The sequence below is a fragment of the Gallibacterium genomosp. 2 genome, assembly GCF_000771895.1.
In the GTDB taxonomy this organism is placed as follows: domain Bacteria; phylum Pseudomonadota; class Gammaproteobacteria; order Enterobacterales; family Pasteurellaceae; genus Gallibacterium.
Map to the genome: position 1 here is coordinate 1 of NZ_JPXY01000056.1, position 16,034 is coordinate 16,034.

The following is a 16,034-nucleotide window of genomic DNA, read 5'->3' on the forward strand; positions in this document are numbered from 1 at the left end:
AACGGACTTACTATGCCCGGAGAAAGCGGCAGGCAAAGCCCAATAAACATTTAGGATTGGCGGTAGAGATAAAGGCATTATTTGATGAAAGTCGTGGTTCAGCCGGAAAGCGGACGCTAAAAGCGAGATTAAAAAGTAAGGGTATTGAGGTAGGATTAGCCTTGATTCGACAGCTGATGAAACAGCAAGGATTAGTCAGTAAACAGCCGCAAAAACGTTGGCGGACAGGCACGTCAGAGCAAGCGTCCACGTTGTTTAATAATGTGTTAAATCGGCAATTTAGTCCATGCGCTGACACAACGGTGTTATGCGGTGATACCACCTATTTGAAGGTGCAGGGGGAATGGCATTATTTAGCAATCGTGATGAACCTGGCGCAGCGTCAAGTGGTTGGTTGGCGATTGCAGAAACAGCACGATTCAACGTTAGTGGTAGAGGCATTAAATCATGCCATGCTGACAACGGAAAGAACGAGGAAGATGTTGTTTCACTCAGACCAAGGCAGTATTTATGGGAGTGAGTCATTTATACGATGTGTGAAACAGCATGGTTTGATACAAAGTATGAGTCGCCGAGGAAATTGTTGGGATAATGCACCGATGGAACGCTGGTTTAGAAGTTTTAAATATGAATGGATGTTAAAAGGCGGTTATTCTTCATTAGATGAAGCCAAGGAAGATATTAAACAGTATGTGTTTTACTATAACAGGGTGAGACCGCATAGCTATAATCAAGGATTACCGCCAGTTTTAGCGAAAAAACCTATTAGGGACTGCTGATTTAGTGGATCACTACAATATTTATTAGCACGTTCTCCTAGTTTCTTTTTCCCTTCTTCTGAATAACGTTCGTAAGCTGTTTTTTTTTTGCCACTTTTACCTCCTTTAATGTACTTTCGCTTTGTGTATAACTACTGGTAGTTCAATATCATACTCAACATTAACTGCTATTGGCGGTAACCACTTTAATTCAAACTTGCGCTTATCCGCCGGAATTAAATTACCGTTTTCATCTTTCATTTTGCCGCTTCTAAAACCGTGCCAATGCGCTTTCCTAATATGCGGTCGGTGCGGTTTATGTGATGATGATAAACGCTCTTCCGTTGTTGTTGATTTGCTTTCAGATAGATAAGCCTGTTTTAATGCTGTGCCTATCCTTACACCAACATCCCACATTAACGGCTCTTTAGGCAAATCGGAAGTGTAGCACTGGGAACCACAACCAATGTTCTAGCCTCATGGAAATACCTTTTAGTGTAGCACTGCGAAATGAGAAAGGAAATTATAATGGGGTTTACTATCAATGGGGTGGTAAGTTTAGTGTATATTTGGTTTGATTTTCTACAGATAAAATACCTGCCGCAGCAGGTATTTTTATCTTCTAAACAATCAACTTAACTTTTTCACTTTAGCTTGTTTAATCATATTATCACTGACTTCCAGAATCTTAATTTTTAAATTACCGATCCTCCATTCTGTACCTTCTTGTGGAATATCTTCCAAATGTTCCAGAATAAAACCGTTGAAGGTTCTGGCTTCATCCGTGTCGAGATGCCAATTAAACATTTTATTTAAATCCCTGATATTAGCCGATCCATCAATAATGACCGTGCCGTCTGATTGTGGTTGTACTTCGTCTTCAATAGACGGCAAATTAGAGGTAGTAAATTCGCCGACAATCTCTTCTAAAATATCTTCCAACGTAACCAAGCCTTTAATATCGCCATACTCATCAACAACTAAACCGATACGCTCTTTATTATTTTTAAAATTTAATAATTGTGCATTTAATGTTGTGCCTTCAGGAATAAAATAAATTTCATCAGCGGCGCGCATTAAGGTTTCTTTGGTAAATTCATTGGTATTGGTCATTAAACGATAGGCTTCACGAACGCGTAAAATACCGAGTGCGTTTTCATCCATATTCTCTTTGTACAATACGATTCGGCTATGAGCAGCGTGATTTAATTGACGCATAATCGATTTCCAATCATCTTCAATATTAATGCCACTAATTTCATTGCGAGGCACCATAATATCTTCAACAGTGACTTTCTCCATATCTAAAATAGAAAGTAACATTTGTTGGTGAGCTCGAGGAATAAATTTGCCTGATTCATTTACGATGCTTCGTAATTCTTCGGGGCTAATGGAGTGTGATTTAATATCCAGTTTTAGACCAATTAAACGCATCAATCCGTTAGTAAAGAAGTTAACAAAATAGACTAATGGAAGAAAAATTTTGATCAGTACTGATAAAATATGGCTACTAAAAAAGCCTATTTTTTCTGGGTAAATCGCAGCTACAGTTTTAGGGAAAATCTCAGAAAAGACCAACATCACAAAAGTTAAAACGCCTGTAGCAATTGCAACGCCGGCATCGCCACCTAAACGTAGACCAATCATTGTGGCGAGAGCAGACGCCATAATATTAACTAAGTTATTAAAAATTAAGATAAAACTTAGAAGAATATCGGTTTTCTTTAATAATTTCTCGGCTTTTTGAGCCCCTCGATTCCCTTTATCTGCAAGATAACGTACACGATAACGATTTAATGAAAGCAAGCCGGTTTCTGAACTTGAGAAATAGGCTGAAAGAATAAGTAACAAAATTAACAGAAAAAATAATGTACTTATGGGGATACTGTCCAAAATAAAATCCTATATTAAGTCAATCATTCGGCGTACTTATATTATTGATAAATACGCCACCTAAATTTCATTTACATCACAATCAAACGACTGCCGAAATAAGCGAAAGTGAGCAAAATCATACCTGAAATTGTGTAAATGATCACTCTTTTTCCTCGCCAATGTAATTTGTAATGACCTAATAATAAAATTGCAAAAATAATCCAAGCGATGAAAGAGAAAACCGCTTTTTGAATTTGATCCGCTGAAAAGAAGTTTGGCAGGTAAATGCTACCGCTGATTAAGGTGATAGTCAGTAATGCTTCCCCTAAAATCAGCAGTTGAAACAGCTGTTTTTCTACTTTCATAAGCGATGGGATCATTGGAGAAAAGGTCATTTTTTTCTGTTTTAAATTGCGATCTAACCAACCAAGTTGCAATGCGTATAAAGTGCTGATGGCAAAGACAATATAACTAAAAAGTGCCAAAGCAATATGAAACAATAACCCATTGTTTTCGCTTAAATGTTTGATGAAGTTACCAGGGAAAAATGTGGTTCCGACAATATTTATTACGGAAAAACAGTATACGATAGGTAACACAAACCAAAATGTATTGGTACGCAACATTGCTAATGTTGCTACAAGGCTGACTAAGACGGAAATTAATGAAGAAACATTGAATAGAGTAAAGTTTTGCCCACCAGCAACGAAGAAACTGTTCATTAATCCAATCAAATGCAACACGATTGCCAAGATCGCACTATGAAAAACCCACTGTTTTCCCGAACGGGTAATATTGTTAGTTTCTCCCTGTTGGACTTTCATTAGTACCGGGGTAATTAATAAGATACTGCTTAAATAAGCAACGATAGCGAACACGCCGATCCACAACATAATTTTTGCTCTCTAAAAAAACATAAGCCTTAAAAAGTTAGCAGTTTTCTATGAATTTTTCCACAGGATTATGTGCAAATGGTGAAAACAGGCAAATTTTCGGTATAATGCCCACTGTTTTTATCTATTTTTCGAGTGTTTTTTAGATTGTCATTGTTAACACTCCGTTTCAGAATCAGGATTTTCTATGTTTGAGAATTTATCAGATCGTCTGTCAAGAACATTGCGTAACATTAGCGGCAAAGGTCGTTTAACCGAAGATAATATCAAAGAAACCTTACGCGAAGTACGAATGGCTTTGTTGGAAGCCGATGTAGCGTTACCGGTTGTTCGAGAATTTATTAATCAGGTTAAAGAACGAGCTTTAGGGGTTGAAGTAAATAAAAGCCTGACACCTGGGCAGGAGTTTATCAAGATTGTTCAAGCAGAGCTTGAAAAAGCAATGGGTGAAGCCAATGAAACGCTTAACTTGGCAACACAACCGCCGGCAGTGATTTTAATGGCTGGTTTGCAAGGGGCTGGAAAAACAACCAGTGTTGCTAAATTGGCTAAATTTTTACAACAACGTCATAAGAAAAAGGTGATGGTGGTTTCTGCTGACGTTTATCGTCCGGCGGCGATTAAACAGTTGGAAACATTAGCACAGAGTGTTAATGCAACATTTTATCCTTCAGATGCCTCACAAAAACCGGAAGAGATTGTCAAAGCTGCTCTGTCGGAAGCGAAATTAAAGTTCTTTGATGTATTGATTGTCGATACCGCTGGTCGTTTGCACGTTGATGAAGAGATGATGAATGAAATTAAACAGATCCATCAAGTGCTTAATCCGATTGAAACTTTGTTTACTGTTGATGCTATGACTGGGCAAGATGCCGCCAATACAGCCAAAGCATTTAATGAGGCATTGCCTTTAACCGGTGTGATTTTAACCAAAGTGGATGGGGATGCACGTGGTGGTGCGGCGTTATCTATTCGTCAAATTACCGGTAAACCGATTAAATTCCTCGGTATGGGGGAGAAAACCGATGCTTTAGAGCCATTTTATCCGGAACGAATTGCCTCTCGTATTCTCGGTATGGGCGATGTGCTTTCTTTGATCGAAGATTTACAACGTAATGTCGATCAGGAAAAAGCCGAAAAAATGGCACAGAAATTTAAAAAAGGGGATGATTTCACTTTAGAAGATTTCCGTGAACAACTGCTCGAAATGAAAAAAATGGGCGGGATGATGTCAATGCTGGATAAATTACCGGGAATGCAGAATTTACCAGATCACGTGAAAAATCAAGTAGATGACAAAATGTTCCAACGAATGGAAGCAATGATCAATTCGATGACATTTAAAGAACGTCGAAATCCGGCCATTATTAAAGGATCACGTAAACGCCGCATTGCTGCCGGTTCAGGCACACAGGTGCAGGATTTGAACCGTATGTTGAAACAGTTTGAAGAAATGCAAAAAATGATGAAAAAAATGCGTAAAGGTGGAATGGCGAAAATGATGCGAGGAATGCAAGGATTAATGGGCGGTCTTGGAGGAATGGGCGGCTTGTTCAGACGTTAAAGTTAAAAAAACGGATGAAAGATGATGTAGGAGAACAGAAATAGTCATCCGCTCTTATAAAAATCTGCATTTTATTGATTTAAAATGCAGATTTTTTTATGAAAAACGCTATTTATTTTGTTAACAGATCAAACGCTTCCTGATATTTTGCTACAGTTTGATCAATAATCTCTTGAGGCACTTTCGGAGCAGGCGGTTGTTTGTTCCAACCACTGTTTTCCAACCAGTTACGAATAAACTGTTTATCGAATGATGGCGGATTAATGCCTTCTTGATAGCTGTCAACTGACCAGAAACGGCTTGAGTCCGGTGTCAACACTTCATCCATTAGCGTCAATACGCCGTTTTCATCCAAACCGAATTCAAATTTAGTATCGCAAATAATAATGCCTTTGGTTAAAGCATATTTCGCTGCAGTAGTGTAGAGTGCAATCGCTTTTTCTTTCACTTGTGCCGCTAAATCTTTGCCGATAAGTTTTTCACATTCCGCATAGCTGATATTGATGTCGTGATTACCGATCTCTTCTTTGCTTGATGGGGTAAAAATCGGTTCCGGTAATTTGCTAGCTTCAACCAAGCCTTTCGGCAACGCTAAACCACAGATAGAACCTGTTTTTTGATAATCTTTCAAACCGCTGCCGGTTAAATAACCGCGAACGATAGATTCAATTTTGATAGGCGTTAAACGTTTACAAACAACAGCACGTTTTTCGATAGCCTTTGCTTCTGCTTCAGGTAAAACATCATATACAGTGTCGCCTGTGAAATGATTTGGCATAATGTGGGCAAGTTTGTTAAACCAAAAATTTGAGATTTGAGTGAGTATTTCTCCTTTGCGTGGAATTGGATCATCAAGAATAACATCAAATGCGGATAAACGGTCAGAAGCTACCATCAACATTCTTTTGTCATCAATTTCATAGAGATCACGAACTTTACCAGAATAAATTTTCTTTAGGCTGATTGTTTGCATAATTAAGATACCTGTTGTGATAAAAAACTGAGCAGAATTATACGCTTATTTATGCAAACTTTCACACAATCGATTGCTTATTTTATTCAATCCCAACCAATTTATGTGTTTGAATACTAAGCTGCCATTTAATATCAGTATTTTCATTAAGTTGTCCTAACTTACGAATGGTATCCAGTAGATTCATTTCTCCCTGTTGTTCGCAAGGCGAAAGATAATAATGTTTTGCTTGAATTTTTTTAGCAATTTCTTGGCAAAAGAGCTGGATATTTTTGTCATCATTCACAATTCTCACCTCATCTGCGTGAGTGATACCGCGTTGTTGATATTTGTGACGATACAGACGTTTCGGACTGGTAGCAATATAATCAATTTGCGGTGGAATCGGTTTTAAACCGTTGGTTTCAATCGCTAGGAAATAACCTAACTTTTTGAAATGGCTTAATAATTTTTCTAAATTTGGTTGAATAGTCGGTTCACCGCCAGTAATAATGATATTTTTTGCTGTAAAAGAAGTAACTTGATTGGCAATCTGTTGTAGTGTCATCAGTGAAAAGGTTTGATAATCGGTATCACACCAAGGGCAGGTTAAATTACATTTGCCGAAACGGATAAAAATAGCATGCATTCCGGTATTAAAGCCTCCTCCCTGAAGGCTTTCAAAAATTTCAACAATAGCATATTCAGTTTGCATTACTCTTCACCATATTCTGCAAAGGAGGTGGGCGTTTCCCATAAACGAACGGAATGAAGATGAAATCCAACATTTTCCTTTAAGCGTTGAAAAATAAATTGAGCTATTTTAATTTCTCGTTCACTGCTTTGGTCATAAATAAACGCGTGATCCATTGGAGAAATAATCAGATCGTTGACTACTTTTTTTAAATCAGCAAAATCAATCACCATTCCTTTTTTTGCACCGCTATTTTCAGTTTCGCCGCTGACGATAACTTGTAATTTATAGGTATGTCCGTGAAGATTTTTGCATTTACCGTCGTGTCCATCTAATAGATGTGCCATATCAAAACTAAATTCTTTAGCGACTTTCAACATTTTTTGCCTCTTTTTCCACTAAATATTCGTTTAATCCTTTTTCTCGTAATAAACAGCTCGGGCAATGGTGGCAGCCGCCTTCGATACCTTCGTAACAAGTGTGGGTATGTTGCATAACATATTCCAATCTACCTAATTGATCCGCTAAAGCCCACGTTTCTTTTTTAGTCAGCCACATTAATGGCGTAATAATGTTGAAACTGTAGTCCATTGCTAAATTGAGGGTAACATTCATTGATTTAATAAAGACATCACGACAATCAGGATAACCGCTAAAATCGGTTTCACATACACCGGTAATAATATCGTTGATTCCTTGACCTTTAGCATAAATTGCCGCATAGAGTAGAAACAGTGCATTACGTCCATCAACAAAGGTATTCGGCAATTTCCCCTGTTTTTGCTGAATAGTTTCATTGCTATCCATCAATGCATTGTGTGTAATCGACTTCATTAAAGAGAGATCAAAAATTGTCTGTTTAACGCCAAGATCATCTGCTATCCAGCGAGATTTTTCCAATTCAATGCTATGGCGTTGACCGTAATGAAACGTAATGGCTTCAACATTGCCATTGCCGTAGGTTTGTAGGGCTTGTAGTAAGCAAGTGGTGGAGTCTTGACCGCCAGAAAAAATGACGATTGCTTTTTTGTTTTGCATAAATATTCCTAGTTTTTTTGCGTGGGAGGTTTGCGAACCACGATGAATAAAGGCGGATATTATAGAAAAAATAGAGGAGATGCGAGATTATTTTAAATTTTGTAGAGAAAATAGCCTATTTGCAGAGAAATAGGCTACCGAGTCAATTATTCTTCTTCTAAAGGTTGAATCAAAATTTTAGAACGGCGTTGATAATTATATTTTTCACGTTTTTCTTGTGGTAAATCTTCAACATTAGCGATTTCAAAACCCCGTTCTTGGAACCAATGAACGGTGCGTGTGGTGAGGACAAACAGTTTTTTGATGCCCAGTGCAACTGCTCGTTTTTGAATATGGCTTAATAGAATATCACCTCGTGAAGAGTTGCGATAATCTGGATGTACAGCAACACAAGCCATTTCTGCCATTTTTTCCTCAAAATAAGGGTTTAATGCTGCACAAGCAATAATCACGCCATCACGATCAATAATAGTGTAGTGATCGATTTCCATTTCCAACTGTTCGCGTGAACGTTTGACCAAAATGCCTTGTTGTTCAAGTGGATGAATTAATGCTAATAAATTTGGAATGTCTTTAATATTGGCGATACGCACAATTTCTGAACTTTCTAACGAGATTTGTGTTCCGATACCATCACGAGAGAAAAGTTCTTGTAATAAAGAGCCATCTTCAAGGTAACTCAACAAATGAGCACGTTTTACACCGTTACGACAGGCTTCTAATGCGGTTTGTAGAAAACGAGCTTCAGAACTGTGATAAGCATCTTTTGCGATTAATTGGTGTAAATGCTCTTCTGCAGCAAGAAGAGTTAAATCTGCAATAACTTGCTGGTTTTTATCAATAATACCTTGTTTTTCACAAAATCCGATTACTTTTTCTGCTTTCAATTTTATGGCAATTTGTGCCGCCAACTCCTCAAAAGCCAAATTAAAGGTTTCGCCGGTAACAGAAACGCCGATAGGGCTAATTACCACAATAGCATTTCGTTCTAATTGTTGTTTGATTCCTTCACTATCAATTTTCCGTACTTTCCCGCTTAACTGATAGTCAACACCGTCATCAACGCCGATTGGTTGTGCAATGACAAAATTACCACTGACCACATTTGGTACGCCATTATGCGTAATATTGTTCATTCGCAATGAAAGACGAGCTGTAATATCGAATTGCAGACTGCCAACGACCTGTTTAACTAAATGCAACGTTTGCTGATCGGTTACGCGGATATTTTTGTGATAACGCTCTGCAATGTGAGCGAGTGTCAAGGCATCGTTGATCTGTTTCCTGGCACCGAAAACAATCACTAATTTTATGCCTAAACTATGTAATAAACTGATGTCGTCAATAATGTTGCTGAAATTAGGGCTGGAAGTGGTGTTGCCGTCAAGCATAATCACGAAAGTTTTATTTCTATGTGCTGTAACATAAGGCGTGGATTGACGGAACCATTGAACAAGTTCTGTGCTGCGAATCATATTAACTTCCTATTCTTTGAATAATTATGTAATAAAAATGATTTTATATGCAATTATTATCGGCTTGCAAGGTAATTTTTTAACTTGTTTGCAAATTAGCGTAATACAATTTTACTCTTTTAGTTGAGTTGCATAGAATAGCGCGCAATTTAACGATAAATGAAAAAGAAATTATGACAGAACAACAACCATTTACACATTTTCCAACTGTGCGTGAAATGTATCCTTGGGGGCAGGAACAACGTGTTTTAAAGCAAATTCGCCATATTTTACGCTATTTTTTACGTCGCACTTTGACATATCGTCAAGGTAATCAATTAATCCAGTTTCTGAATCAACATCCACTTTGGTTGCCGATTTTCCAACGACAGAAACATCGTTTTCATAGTGTGATGTTTCATTATTGCGATAAACGTTTTTCGGCACAACAACGAGTGCAACAAATTGAGTACAGCTTGTTGCAAATGGAGCGTTTGTTAGGAGAGGAACGTTGCCGGCAACTGATTGCGAACAATTCAATTAAATTAGCGGATCTAGAAAATGGCTTAGGGTTATACCTCAATTTAAATCAAATTGATTTTTATGAAGGCTATTTTTCCATCAATATTCAGGATGGCACCGAGCAACGTTATTATGATGCCTCATTTGCTTTTATTGAAAATAATCAAATACTTATCGCCAGTATACAAGGCCCTCGAGGTGAAAATGCGGCGGAAATTGTTAAATCTTTAACTAAACAGTTGCACGGTATGCGCCCGATGTTTTTATTGGTGGAGTGTTTTAAATGGTTGGCGCAACATTGGCAAATGCAGCTGGTCGGTATTCCTCACCATTATCAAACCAAAATTCGCTTGCACGGCAGTAAGAAAATTTATATGAATTATGATGAATTTTGGCAAGAAAACGGTGCGCAACGTGGCAATCAATATTGGCAATTACCGTTGCAGGTTGAGCAACGTCCACTGGAAGAAATTCAAAGCAAAAAACGGTCGATGTATCGGAAACGTTACCAATTATTCGAGCAGATTGAGCGAGGAATCAAAGAAAATTGTTGACTGTTTCAGAAAAATGAATAAATTGTTAATTATTCCAATAATTTAGCGTTTAAAAATGTGATATAGGGCAGAGTTATCTGCCCTTTTTTCTACTATAATAAGTCGAAGTTATTATTAGGTAGTTTGGAGTATTTGTTGTTATGTCTGATTCGATTTATACATCGCTAAAAAATTTCACTAAGCATCCAATTGCGGAAGTGAGGAAGAGTAAGGTCGGTTTATTTATCTTTTCACTGCTTTTTGGTTGGGCAATGATGAACTGGTTGAGTGATCCGCTTTTTACACAAACACAGAATTATGTCCTGTTTCTTATTTTTTTCGCTATTTCACTGTGGGTAACTGAAGCAATTCCTCCGTTTTCAGTCGGTATTTTAATTATCGGTTTTCTTGTTTTAATTATGGGACGAAGCGATGCAGAAAATGCTATGCAATATCTGCAAACTTGGTCAGATAGTGTAATTTGGCTTTTTTTAGGCGGTTTTTTCTTAGCGGAAGCAATGAAAAAAACGGAGTTGGATATTTTGTTGTTAAAACGAATGTTGCCAAAATTTGGTAAAAATCCACAAAATATTCTGCTTGGTTTAATGACGCTAACGGCTGTAATGTCAATGTTGATGAGTAATACTGCCACCACAGCAATGATGATTGCTACTGTAAGCCCACTATTTGTTACATTGGATAAAAAAGCCAATATTTCTCGTGCATTGTTGTTAGGTATTCCGGCGGCGGCTTCCATTGGCGGTATGGCAACTATTATCGGTTCAGCACCGAATGCGATTGCTGTTGGTGCATTGGAAAATATTGGTTATCACATCTCTTTTCTTGAATGGATGTTAATGGGAACACCAGTTGCTGTTGTGCTAATTTTAGTATTTTGGCGAGTATTAATTAAACGTTATCGCATTAGTGCCAAAGAAAAATTAGAATTCCAATTTCTTCAGGAAGCTAAAGAAATTGAAAATCCTGAAGATGAAAAAGAGCATCGTACACAAAAAACAATTGTGTTGGTGATTTTGGCGGTTACGCTGTTCTTCTGGCTGACTGCAAAATGGTTCGGAATGCCGATTGCTGCCGCTTCTGGTATTCCTATTGTTGGTTTAACAATGCTTGGTGTACTTGATTCGGATGATGTGCGTAAATTGCCGTGGGATACCTTAATGCTGGTTGCCGGTGGTTTAGCATTAGGTTTGGCTATTGAAGAACAAAAAATTGCTACTCATTTTGTGAATCAATTAAGCCACGTTCATATCAGTTTTATGATGTTGTTGATTTTATTTGCATTTATTACTGTTGTGTTATCTAACTTTATGAGTAACACGGCTGCCACCACGATTTTAATTCCAGTTGGCTTATCGTTATTAAAAGTTTTTTCCGGTGATGTTTCTCCGGCAATTTTGCCGTTAGTCATTGGGTTAAGCGCATCGTGTGCGTTATTTTTACCGGTTTCAACTCCACCAAATGCTATTGCATTTAGTACTGGCTTAATTCGTCAAGCGGAATTCCGCTTGGGAGGTATTGTGGTTGGTTTACTCGGCCCGGCACTTAGTATTATTTGGGTAATGGTAATAATGGCGGTTTATTAATTCTTGAGTTGTCAAACTTCGTGTAATACCTTATAAGGTGTTTGTTAATCTAAATATTCGTGAGGTCGATGATTGAATTCATCGACTTTTTTCTTGAATCTCCGACTTCATTGATTGCTCTTTTACTGTTCCAACATATCCCCGTAGTAATGTATTTGATTATTATGAGCTATTGAAGGTGTAAAACCATTATCTTTTCCGTGTCTATTAGAAATATGTTTATGATAAGTGTTCATTGTTTAATCCTTATTGAGTTTGGAAATTTAATAATAGATTAAATTAATGAACACTTCTTTTTTATATATTTCAGTTGAGTTTAAAATTTAAGCTATAGAAAATTGAGACGACTATAATTTTTTCTACTTTGAATAAAAATATTTCTATATCGAAAACAATTTATTTATTAAATTTTATCTTTAAAAGTGCGGTGTTTTTTATTTCATCTTTTCCATACTAATAACTATACAAAACTATACCTATTAGAGCTATAGGATATGTCAATGAAATTTATTGAGTTCTATCAATATTTTTTTACCCATAATTATGAATACTATGCCGATAATTTCTAACTTTCTATTCTATAAGGGAGAATCTTATGAAACCTCAATCGTGGTTATTTACATTTATTGGTGCAGGTGCCGTCGCTTATCTAGGGACGGTGGCATATATCCACCACTTTGATAAACAAGAAACACAACGCCGTTTGCAAGAAAGCCAAATTACTGATCCTCAGCAACGTGCCGTTGAAACCGTGCTATATAATAATGGCTGTCAATATTGCCATAGTAACAATGCTAATATGCCATTTTATGCAAAATTGCCTATCGCTAGCAGTTTAATGGATAAAGATATTAAGCAAGGGCAATCCCATTTTTTGTTGGATAACATTACCGATTATCTTAATCAACCTCAACGCATTTCTGCGGCGGATTTAGCGAAACTTGAAAGCGTGATCCAAAATAACGAAATGCCTATTCATTCTTTCAAAATGGTGCATTGGGGATCTGGTTTAAACGAGCAAGAGAAAGCAATCTTGCTTGATTGGATTCATAAAGTTCGCCAAGAATACCAACTTCCTGCAAACACCTCTAGTACATCAGCAGAACGTTTTGTACAACCTGTGCCACAAAGTTTGCCGGTTAATCCTGCCAAAGTGGAACTAGGTAACGTGCTTTATCATAGCACAGCCTTATCTGGCGATGGGACGATTGCTTGTGCTAGTTGTCATAGTTTAAATACGGGTGGTGTGGATAACCTTGCTACTTCTACCGGAATTAAAGGACAGAAAGGAGGCATTAATGCACCGACTGTCTATAATGCTGTTTTCAACTTTGCTCAATTCTGGGACGGTCGTGCAGCAAATCTAGCCGAACAAGCTGGTGGGCCTCCTTTAAACCCTGTAGAAATGGGAGCAGAAAATTGGCAACAAATTGTTGATAATCTCAACAAAGATGAGTCGCTCAAACAAGCCTTTGAAAAAATTTACCCGGAAGGTTTTAATGAAAAAAATATTACTGATGCCATTGCAGAGTTTGAAAAAACTTTAATCACGCCAAACAGTCCATTCGATCGTTATTTACAAGGTGATGAAAATGCATTAACTGCAACACAAAAAAATGGTTATGCGTTATTCCACCAATATAAATGTGATACTTGTCATACTGGCACTAATTTAGGTGGTCAATCTTATGAATTAATGGGATTAAAAGCAGATTATTTTGCTGATCGCAATAAACCATTAACAGAAGCAGATGACGGTCGCTTTGCACAAACGAAAAATCCTTATGATAAACATCGTTTTAAAGTGCCTACATTGCGTAATGTTGCACTTACCGCACCTTATTTCCACGATGCAAATGCACAAGATTTAACCCAAGCAGTGGAAATGATGTTGAAATATCAAAGTGGTGTAAGTTTATCAAAAGAGCAAGTGAGCGATATTGTTGATTTCTTACATAGTTTAACGGGAGAATACCAAGGAAAGCCGTTAACAAATGAGAATATACAATCCTCTCAATCAACAAAATAAAGCTTGTCGTTGAAATCTAAAACGAGGTATAACTAGGTAAAAGTGAAAAACATTTAGCTATTATAGATAACGTAATATCATTAAAGCTAAAAGTAAAAATAGGCTAAATAGCCATTCAAGCCATTGACAAACCTATGATATTTTATCGTAGGTTTGTTTTTATCATTCAATCTATTAATAGAATGTTTGGCTTAATGTTGTTTTGCATTCAGTATGTTTTGTTTGTATAAATAATTAGTAGTTTGATACTTATTAAAAATGTTTTCTTAATGGGTATTTTAATAAGAGATTTAATATTTTACGTTAATTAATTTTTTCTTTTGAATAGATTGGGTTGCAGCCGAAGCAATACAAATTGCTCTTGCTGGAAGTTCACAAAGAATGCTGTTTTTGTGTTGTTGTAAATGTTCAAAAATACTTTGTGCTTCTAATTCTACAGCACGAGTCAGCCAATAAGGGCAATGTTCATTGGGTTGACCATATTTTTGGATCCCTTTACTACTTTCTCGTAAAGATAGATCAGCTTCAAATTCGTTATACATATTAAACTGTTGGCGTTTTCCGTTAGCGAAAGTGATTGTGACAGTGGAAGTGAAGAAATTAATCATCATTGAGCCTAGTTCACCGTGAATGGCAATATCCCATTTAGGCAAGCGATACGCTGTTCCCATTTCTAAAGATCCGAAAACGCCATTTTTAAATTGTAGTAATAATTGAATAATATCGTGATGGTCAGGCGTTTCTAAATGTGCTCGATTAGTAGATTGTGCAAAAACAGCTTCAACTTCACCAATTAACCAAGCAAGTAAATCTAATTCATGTATTTCATGAAAGAGTTTTCCACCAGTTAGTTGAATATCATTTTTCCACCAATCTTTTTGAAAAATAGGATTTATCCAGCGTTGGCGATTTGCTCGTACTACCGTTATTTTTCCCAATGTTTGTTGTGTTAATAATTGTTTTGCTTGTTGTAAGCCTGGTAATACACGCAAACAGTGTCCAACAAAAAGCGGTACATTATTTTCTTTTGCCATTTGTATCAGTTGATGGGCATCTTGTTCATTAATCGTGAAAGGTGTTTCAATAAATACGGCACAACCTTTTTGAATGGCAATTTCTGCAAGTTGGCGATGGCTATAATTGTAGGTGGCGATAAGCACGAGGTTGACTTTCTGTTGAGTAAGTAATGTATTTAAATCGGCATAGGCTTGTGTTTTGTATTGTTCGGCGATGTTTTGCGCTAGGTTTATCTGTAAATCGGTTACACCAACCAATTTTGCGGGTAATTTATTAAATACAGAAGCAAGTTGTTGACCGAAGAAGCCACAACCAACAAGAGCAACGTTAATATTGTCCATTTTCTTTTTCCTTTTCCTTTTGTTGTAAGCGTTGACGTAGAGTACGAAAATAAAGTAGTACGGCGTGTTGGAAACGATTAATATCGCGTGCCTCTACAGCATCTACCCATTCACGATAGTGTAACGCTACCTCTTGAGCTGAGAGAGTTATAGTTGGCAAGTTTTCCTCTTGTAAATTGAATATTTGCCAGAAAGCGCCTAGATATTGTGACAAAAGCGGATTATTTATTGCTTGATAGGTCTGTAGTTGAATTTTATATTCTAGTTCGCTAGAGAATAGGTTTTGTCTAGCCAATTGTTGTAATTCTAAGCTTAACTGTTGCAGTTGATCGACTTCTGTATCACTAATATTGGCAATAGCAAGCGGAGCAAAACCATATTGCAGAATTTCACGAATATCTAAGATATCTAATAAATATTTTATATTATTTTGTAGTTGTAATTGTGTATGAAAAGCAAGGCTTTGAATCATCGGTGTAAGTGAGGATTCGCTGATAAAAGTTCCTACACCGTGCCGAATATCTAAAATATGCAATGCTTCTAATGATTTAACTGCTTCTCTTAAACTGGAACGACTAACGTTTAAATATTCCATTAACTCATTTTCAGTAGGCATTAGATCGCCTGCTTTTAAACCTTTATTAAGAATTAATTGTTTAATATCTTCTTGTAAGGCCATATTCTTTACTTTTTTTTCTGATTTTTTCATTTTTGTGATCTTTATCGCAGAAAATTTATGCAATTTAAGACATCATATCTC

15 protein-coding genes and 1 riboswitch are annotated in these 16,034 nt (G+C 36.8%); of the genes, 5 read left to right on the top strand and 10 right to left on the bottom strand.

Features of this window, described 5'->3' with window-relative positions; all coding sequences use genetic code 11:
• Positions 1-779: IS3 family transposase (locus P375_RS10680; protein WP_039136894.1), on the top strand; the 779-nt coding region annotated here is incomplete at its 5' end.
• Positions 780-884: 105 nt separating this feature from the next.
• On the opposite strand, the gene P375_RS10685 is transcribed toward P375_RS10680, so the two are convergent.
• The 3 genes from P375_RS10685 to P375_RS10695 all read right to left on the bottom strand — a co-directional run bounded on the left by P375_RS10685 (position 885) and on the right by P375_RS10695 (position 3,526).
• The gene (locus P375_RS10685) at positions 885-1,175 is read right to left on the bottom strand and encodes a hypothetical protein (protein ID WP_039136896.1); all 291 of its coding nucleotides are present in this window, start codon (positions 1,173-1,175) and stop codon (positions 885-887) included.
• A 213-nt stretch (positions 1,176-1,388) separates the two neighbouring features.
• The gene (locus P375_RS10690; RefSeq protein WP_039136898.1) at positions 1,389-2,651 is read right to left on the bottom strand and encodes an HlyC/CorC family transporter; all 1,263 of its coding nucleotides are present in this window, start codon (positions 2,649-2,651) and stop codon (positions 1,389-1,391) included.
• Between the two features lie 71 nt (positions 2,652-2,722).
• Positions 2,723-3,526, bottom strand: a complete 804-nt coding sequence (locus P375_RS10695; RefSeq protein ID WP_039136900.1) for a cytochrome C assembly family protein — start codon at positions 3,524-3,526, stop codon at positions 2,723-2,725.
• Positions 3,527-3,713: 187 nt separating this feature from the next.
• Here P375_RS10695 and ffh point away from each other — a divergent pair, with 187 nt between their 5' ends.
• Positions 3,714-5,090 (top strand): signal recognition particle protein, encoded by a 1,377-nt coding sequence (gene ffh, locus P375_RS10700; RefSeq protein WP_039136902.1) that lies wholly within the window; start codon positions 3,714-3,716, stop codon positions 5,088-5,090.
• 112 nt (positions 5,091-5,202) lie between these two features.
• On the opposite strand, the gene P375_RS10705 is transcribed toward ffh, so the two are convergent.
• The 5 genes from P375_RS10705 to argA all read right to left on the bottom strand — a co-directional run bounded on the left by P375_RS10705 (position 5,203) and on the right by argA (position 9,246).
• Entirely contained in the window at positions 5,203-6,063 is an 861-nt protein-coding gene (locus tag P375_RS10705) for a phosphoribosylaminoimidazolesuccinocarboxamide synthase (RefSeq protein WP_039136904.1), read from the bottom strand.
• A gap of 82 nt (positions 6,064-6,145) precedes the next feature.
• Positions 6,146-6,757 carry a 7-carboxy-7-deazaguanine synthase QueE gene (locus P375_RS10710; protein ID WP_039136906.1) on the bottom strand — a complete coding sequence of 204 codons (612 nt, stop codon included), beginning with the start codon at positions 6,755-6,757 and terminating at the stop codon, positions 6,146-6,148.
• A complete protein-coding gene (queD, locus tag P375_RS10715; protein ID WP_039136908.1) occupies positions 6,757-7,116 on the bottom strand; it encodes a 6-carboxytetrahydropterin synthase QueD in 360 nt (119 codons plus the stop codon). Before queD ends, P375_RS10710 begins: the two co-directional genes overlap by 1 nt.
• On the bottom strand, positions 7,100-7,774 hold the full coding sequence (gene queC, locus P375_RS10720; protein WP_039136910.1) for a 7-cyano-7-deazaguanine synthase QueC: 675 nt from the start codon (positions 7,772-7,774) through the stop codon (positions 7,100-7,102). Before queC ends, queD begins: the two co-directional genes overlap by 17 nt.
• 2 nt (positions 7,775-7,776) lie before the next feature.
• A riboswitch (PreQ1 riboswitch) is annotated at positions 7,777-7,821 on the bottom strand.
• Between the two features lie 99 nt (positions 7,822-7,920).
• A complete protein-coding gene (gene argA / locus P375_RS10725; protein ID WP_209434827.1) occupies positions 7,921-9,246 on the bottom strand; it encodes an amino-acid N-acetyltransferase in 1,326 nt (441 codons plus the stop codon).
• Between the two features lie 176 nt (positions 9,247-9,422).
• On the opposite strand from argA, the gene P375_RS10730 reads away from it, so the two are divergent.
• The 3 genes from P375_RS10730 (at position 9,423) to P375_RS10740 (ending at position 13,916) form a co-directional block, all read left to right on the top strand.
• The gene (locus tag P375_RS10730; RefSeq protein WP_039136914.1) at positions 9,423-10,304 is read left to right on the top strand and encodes a VirK/YbjX family protein; all 882 of its coding nucleotides are present in this window, start codon (positions 9,423-9,425) and stop codon (positions 10,302-10,304) included.
• Positions 10,305-10,444: 140 nt separating this feature from the next.
• Positions 10,445-11,887: an SLC13 family permease gene (locus P375_RS10735; RefSeq protein ID WP_245176460.1), complete on the top strand. Its 1,443-nt coding sequence runs from the start codon at positions 10,445-10,447 to the stop codon at positions 11,885-11,887.
• Positions 11,888-12,482: 595 nt separating this feature from the next.
• Positions 12,483-13,916 carry a cytochrome-c peroxidase gene (locus tag P375_RS10740; protein ID WP_039136916.1) on the top strand — a complete coding sequence of 478 codons (1,434 nt, stop codon included), beginning with the start codon at positions 12,483-12,485 and terminating at the stop codon, positions 13,914-13,916.
• Positions 13,917-14,206: 290 nt separating this feature from the next.
• Here P375_RS10740 and P375_RS10745 read toward each other — a convergent pair whose 3' ends face one another.
• Positions 14,207-15,274 (bottom strand): Gfo/Idh/MocA family protein, encoded by a 1,068-nt coding sequence (locus P375_RS10745; protein WP_013745358.1) that lies wholly within the window; start codon positions 15,272-15,274, stop codon positions 14,207-14,209.
• A complete protein-coding gene (locus P375_RS10750) occupies positions 15,261-15,983 on the bottom strand; it encodes a FadR/GntR family transcriptional regulator (protein ID WP_039136918.1) in 723 nt (240 codons plus the stop codon). The genes P375_RS10745 and P375_RS10750 overlap by 14 nt, the downstream gene beginning before the upstream one ends.
• Between the last annotated feature and the right edge of the window lie 51 nt (positions 15,984-16,034).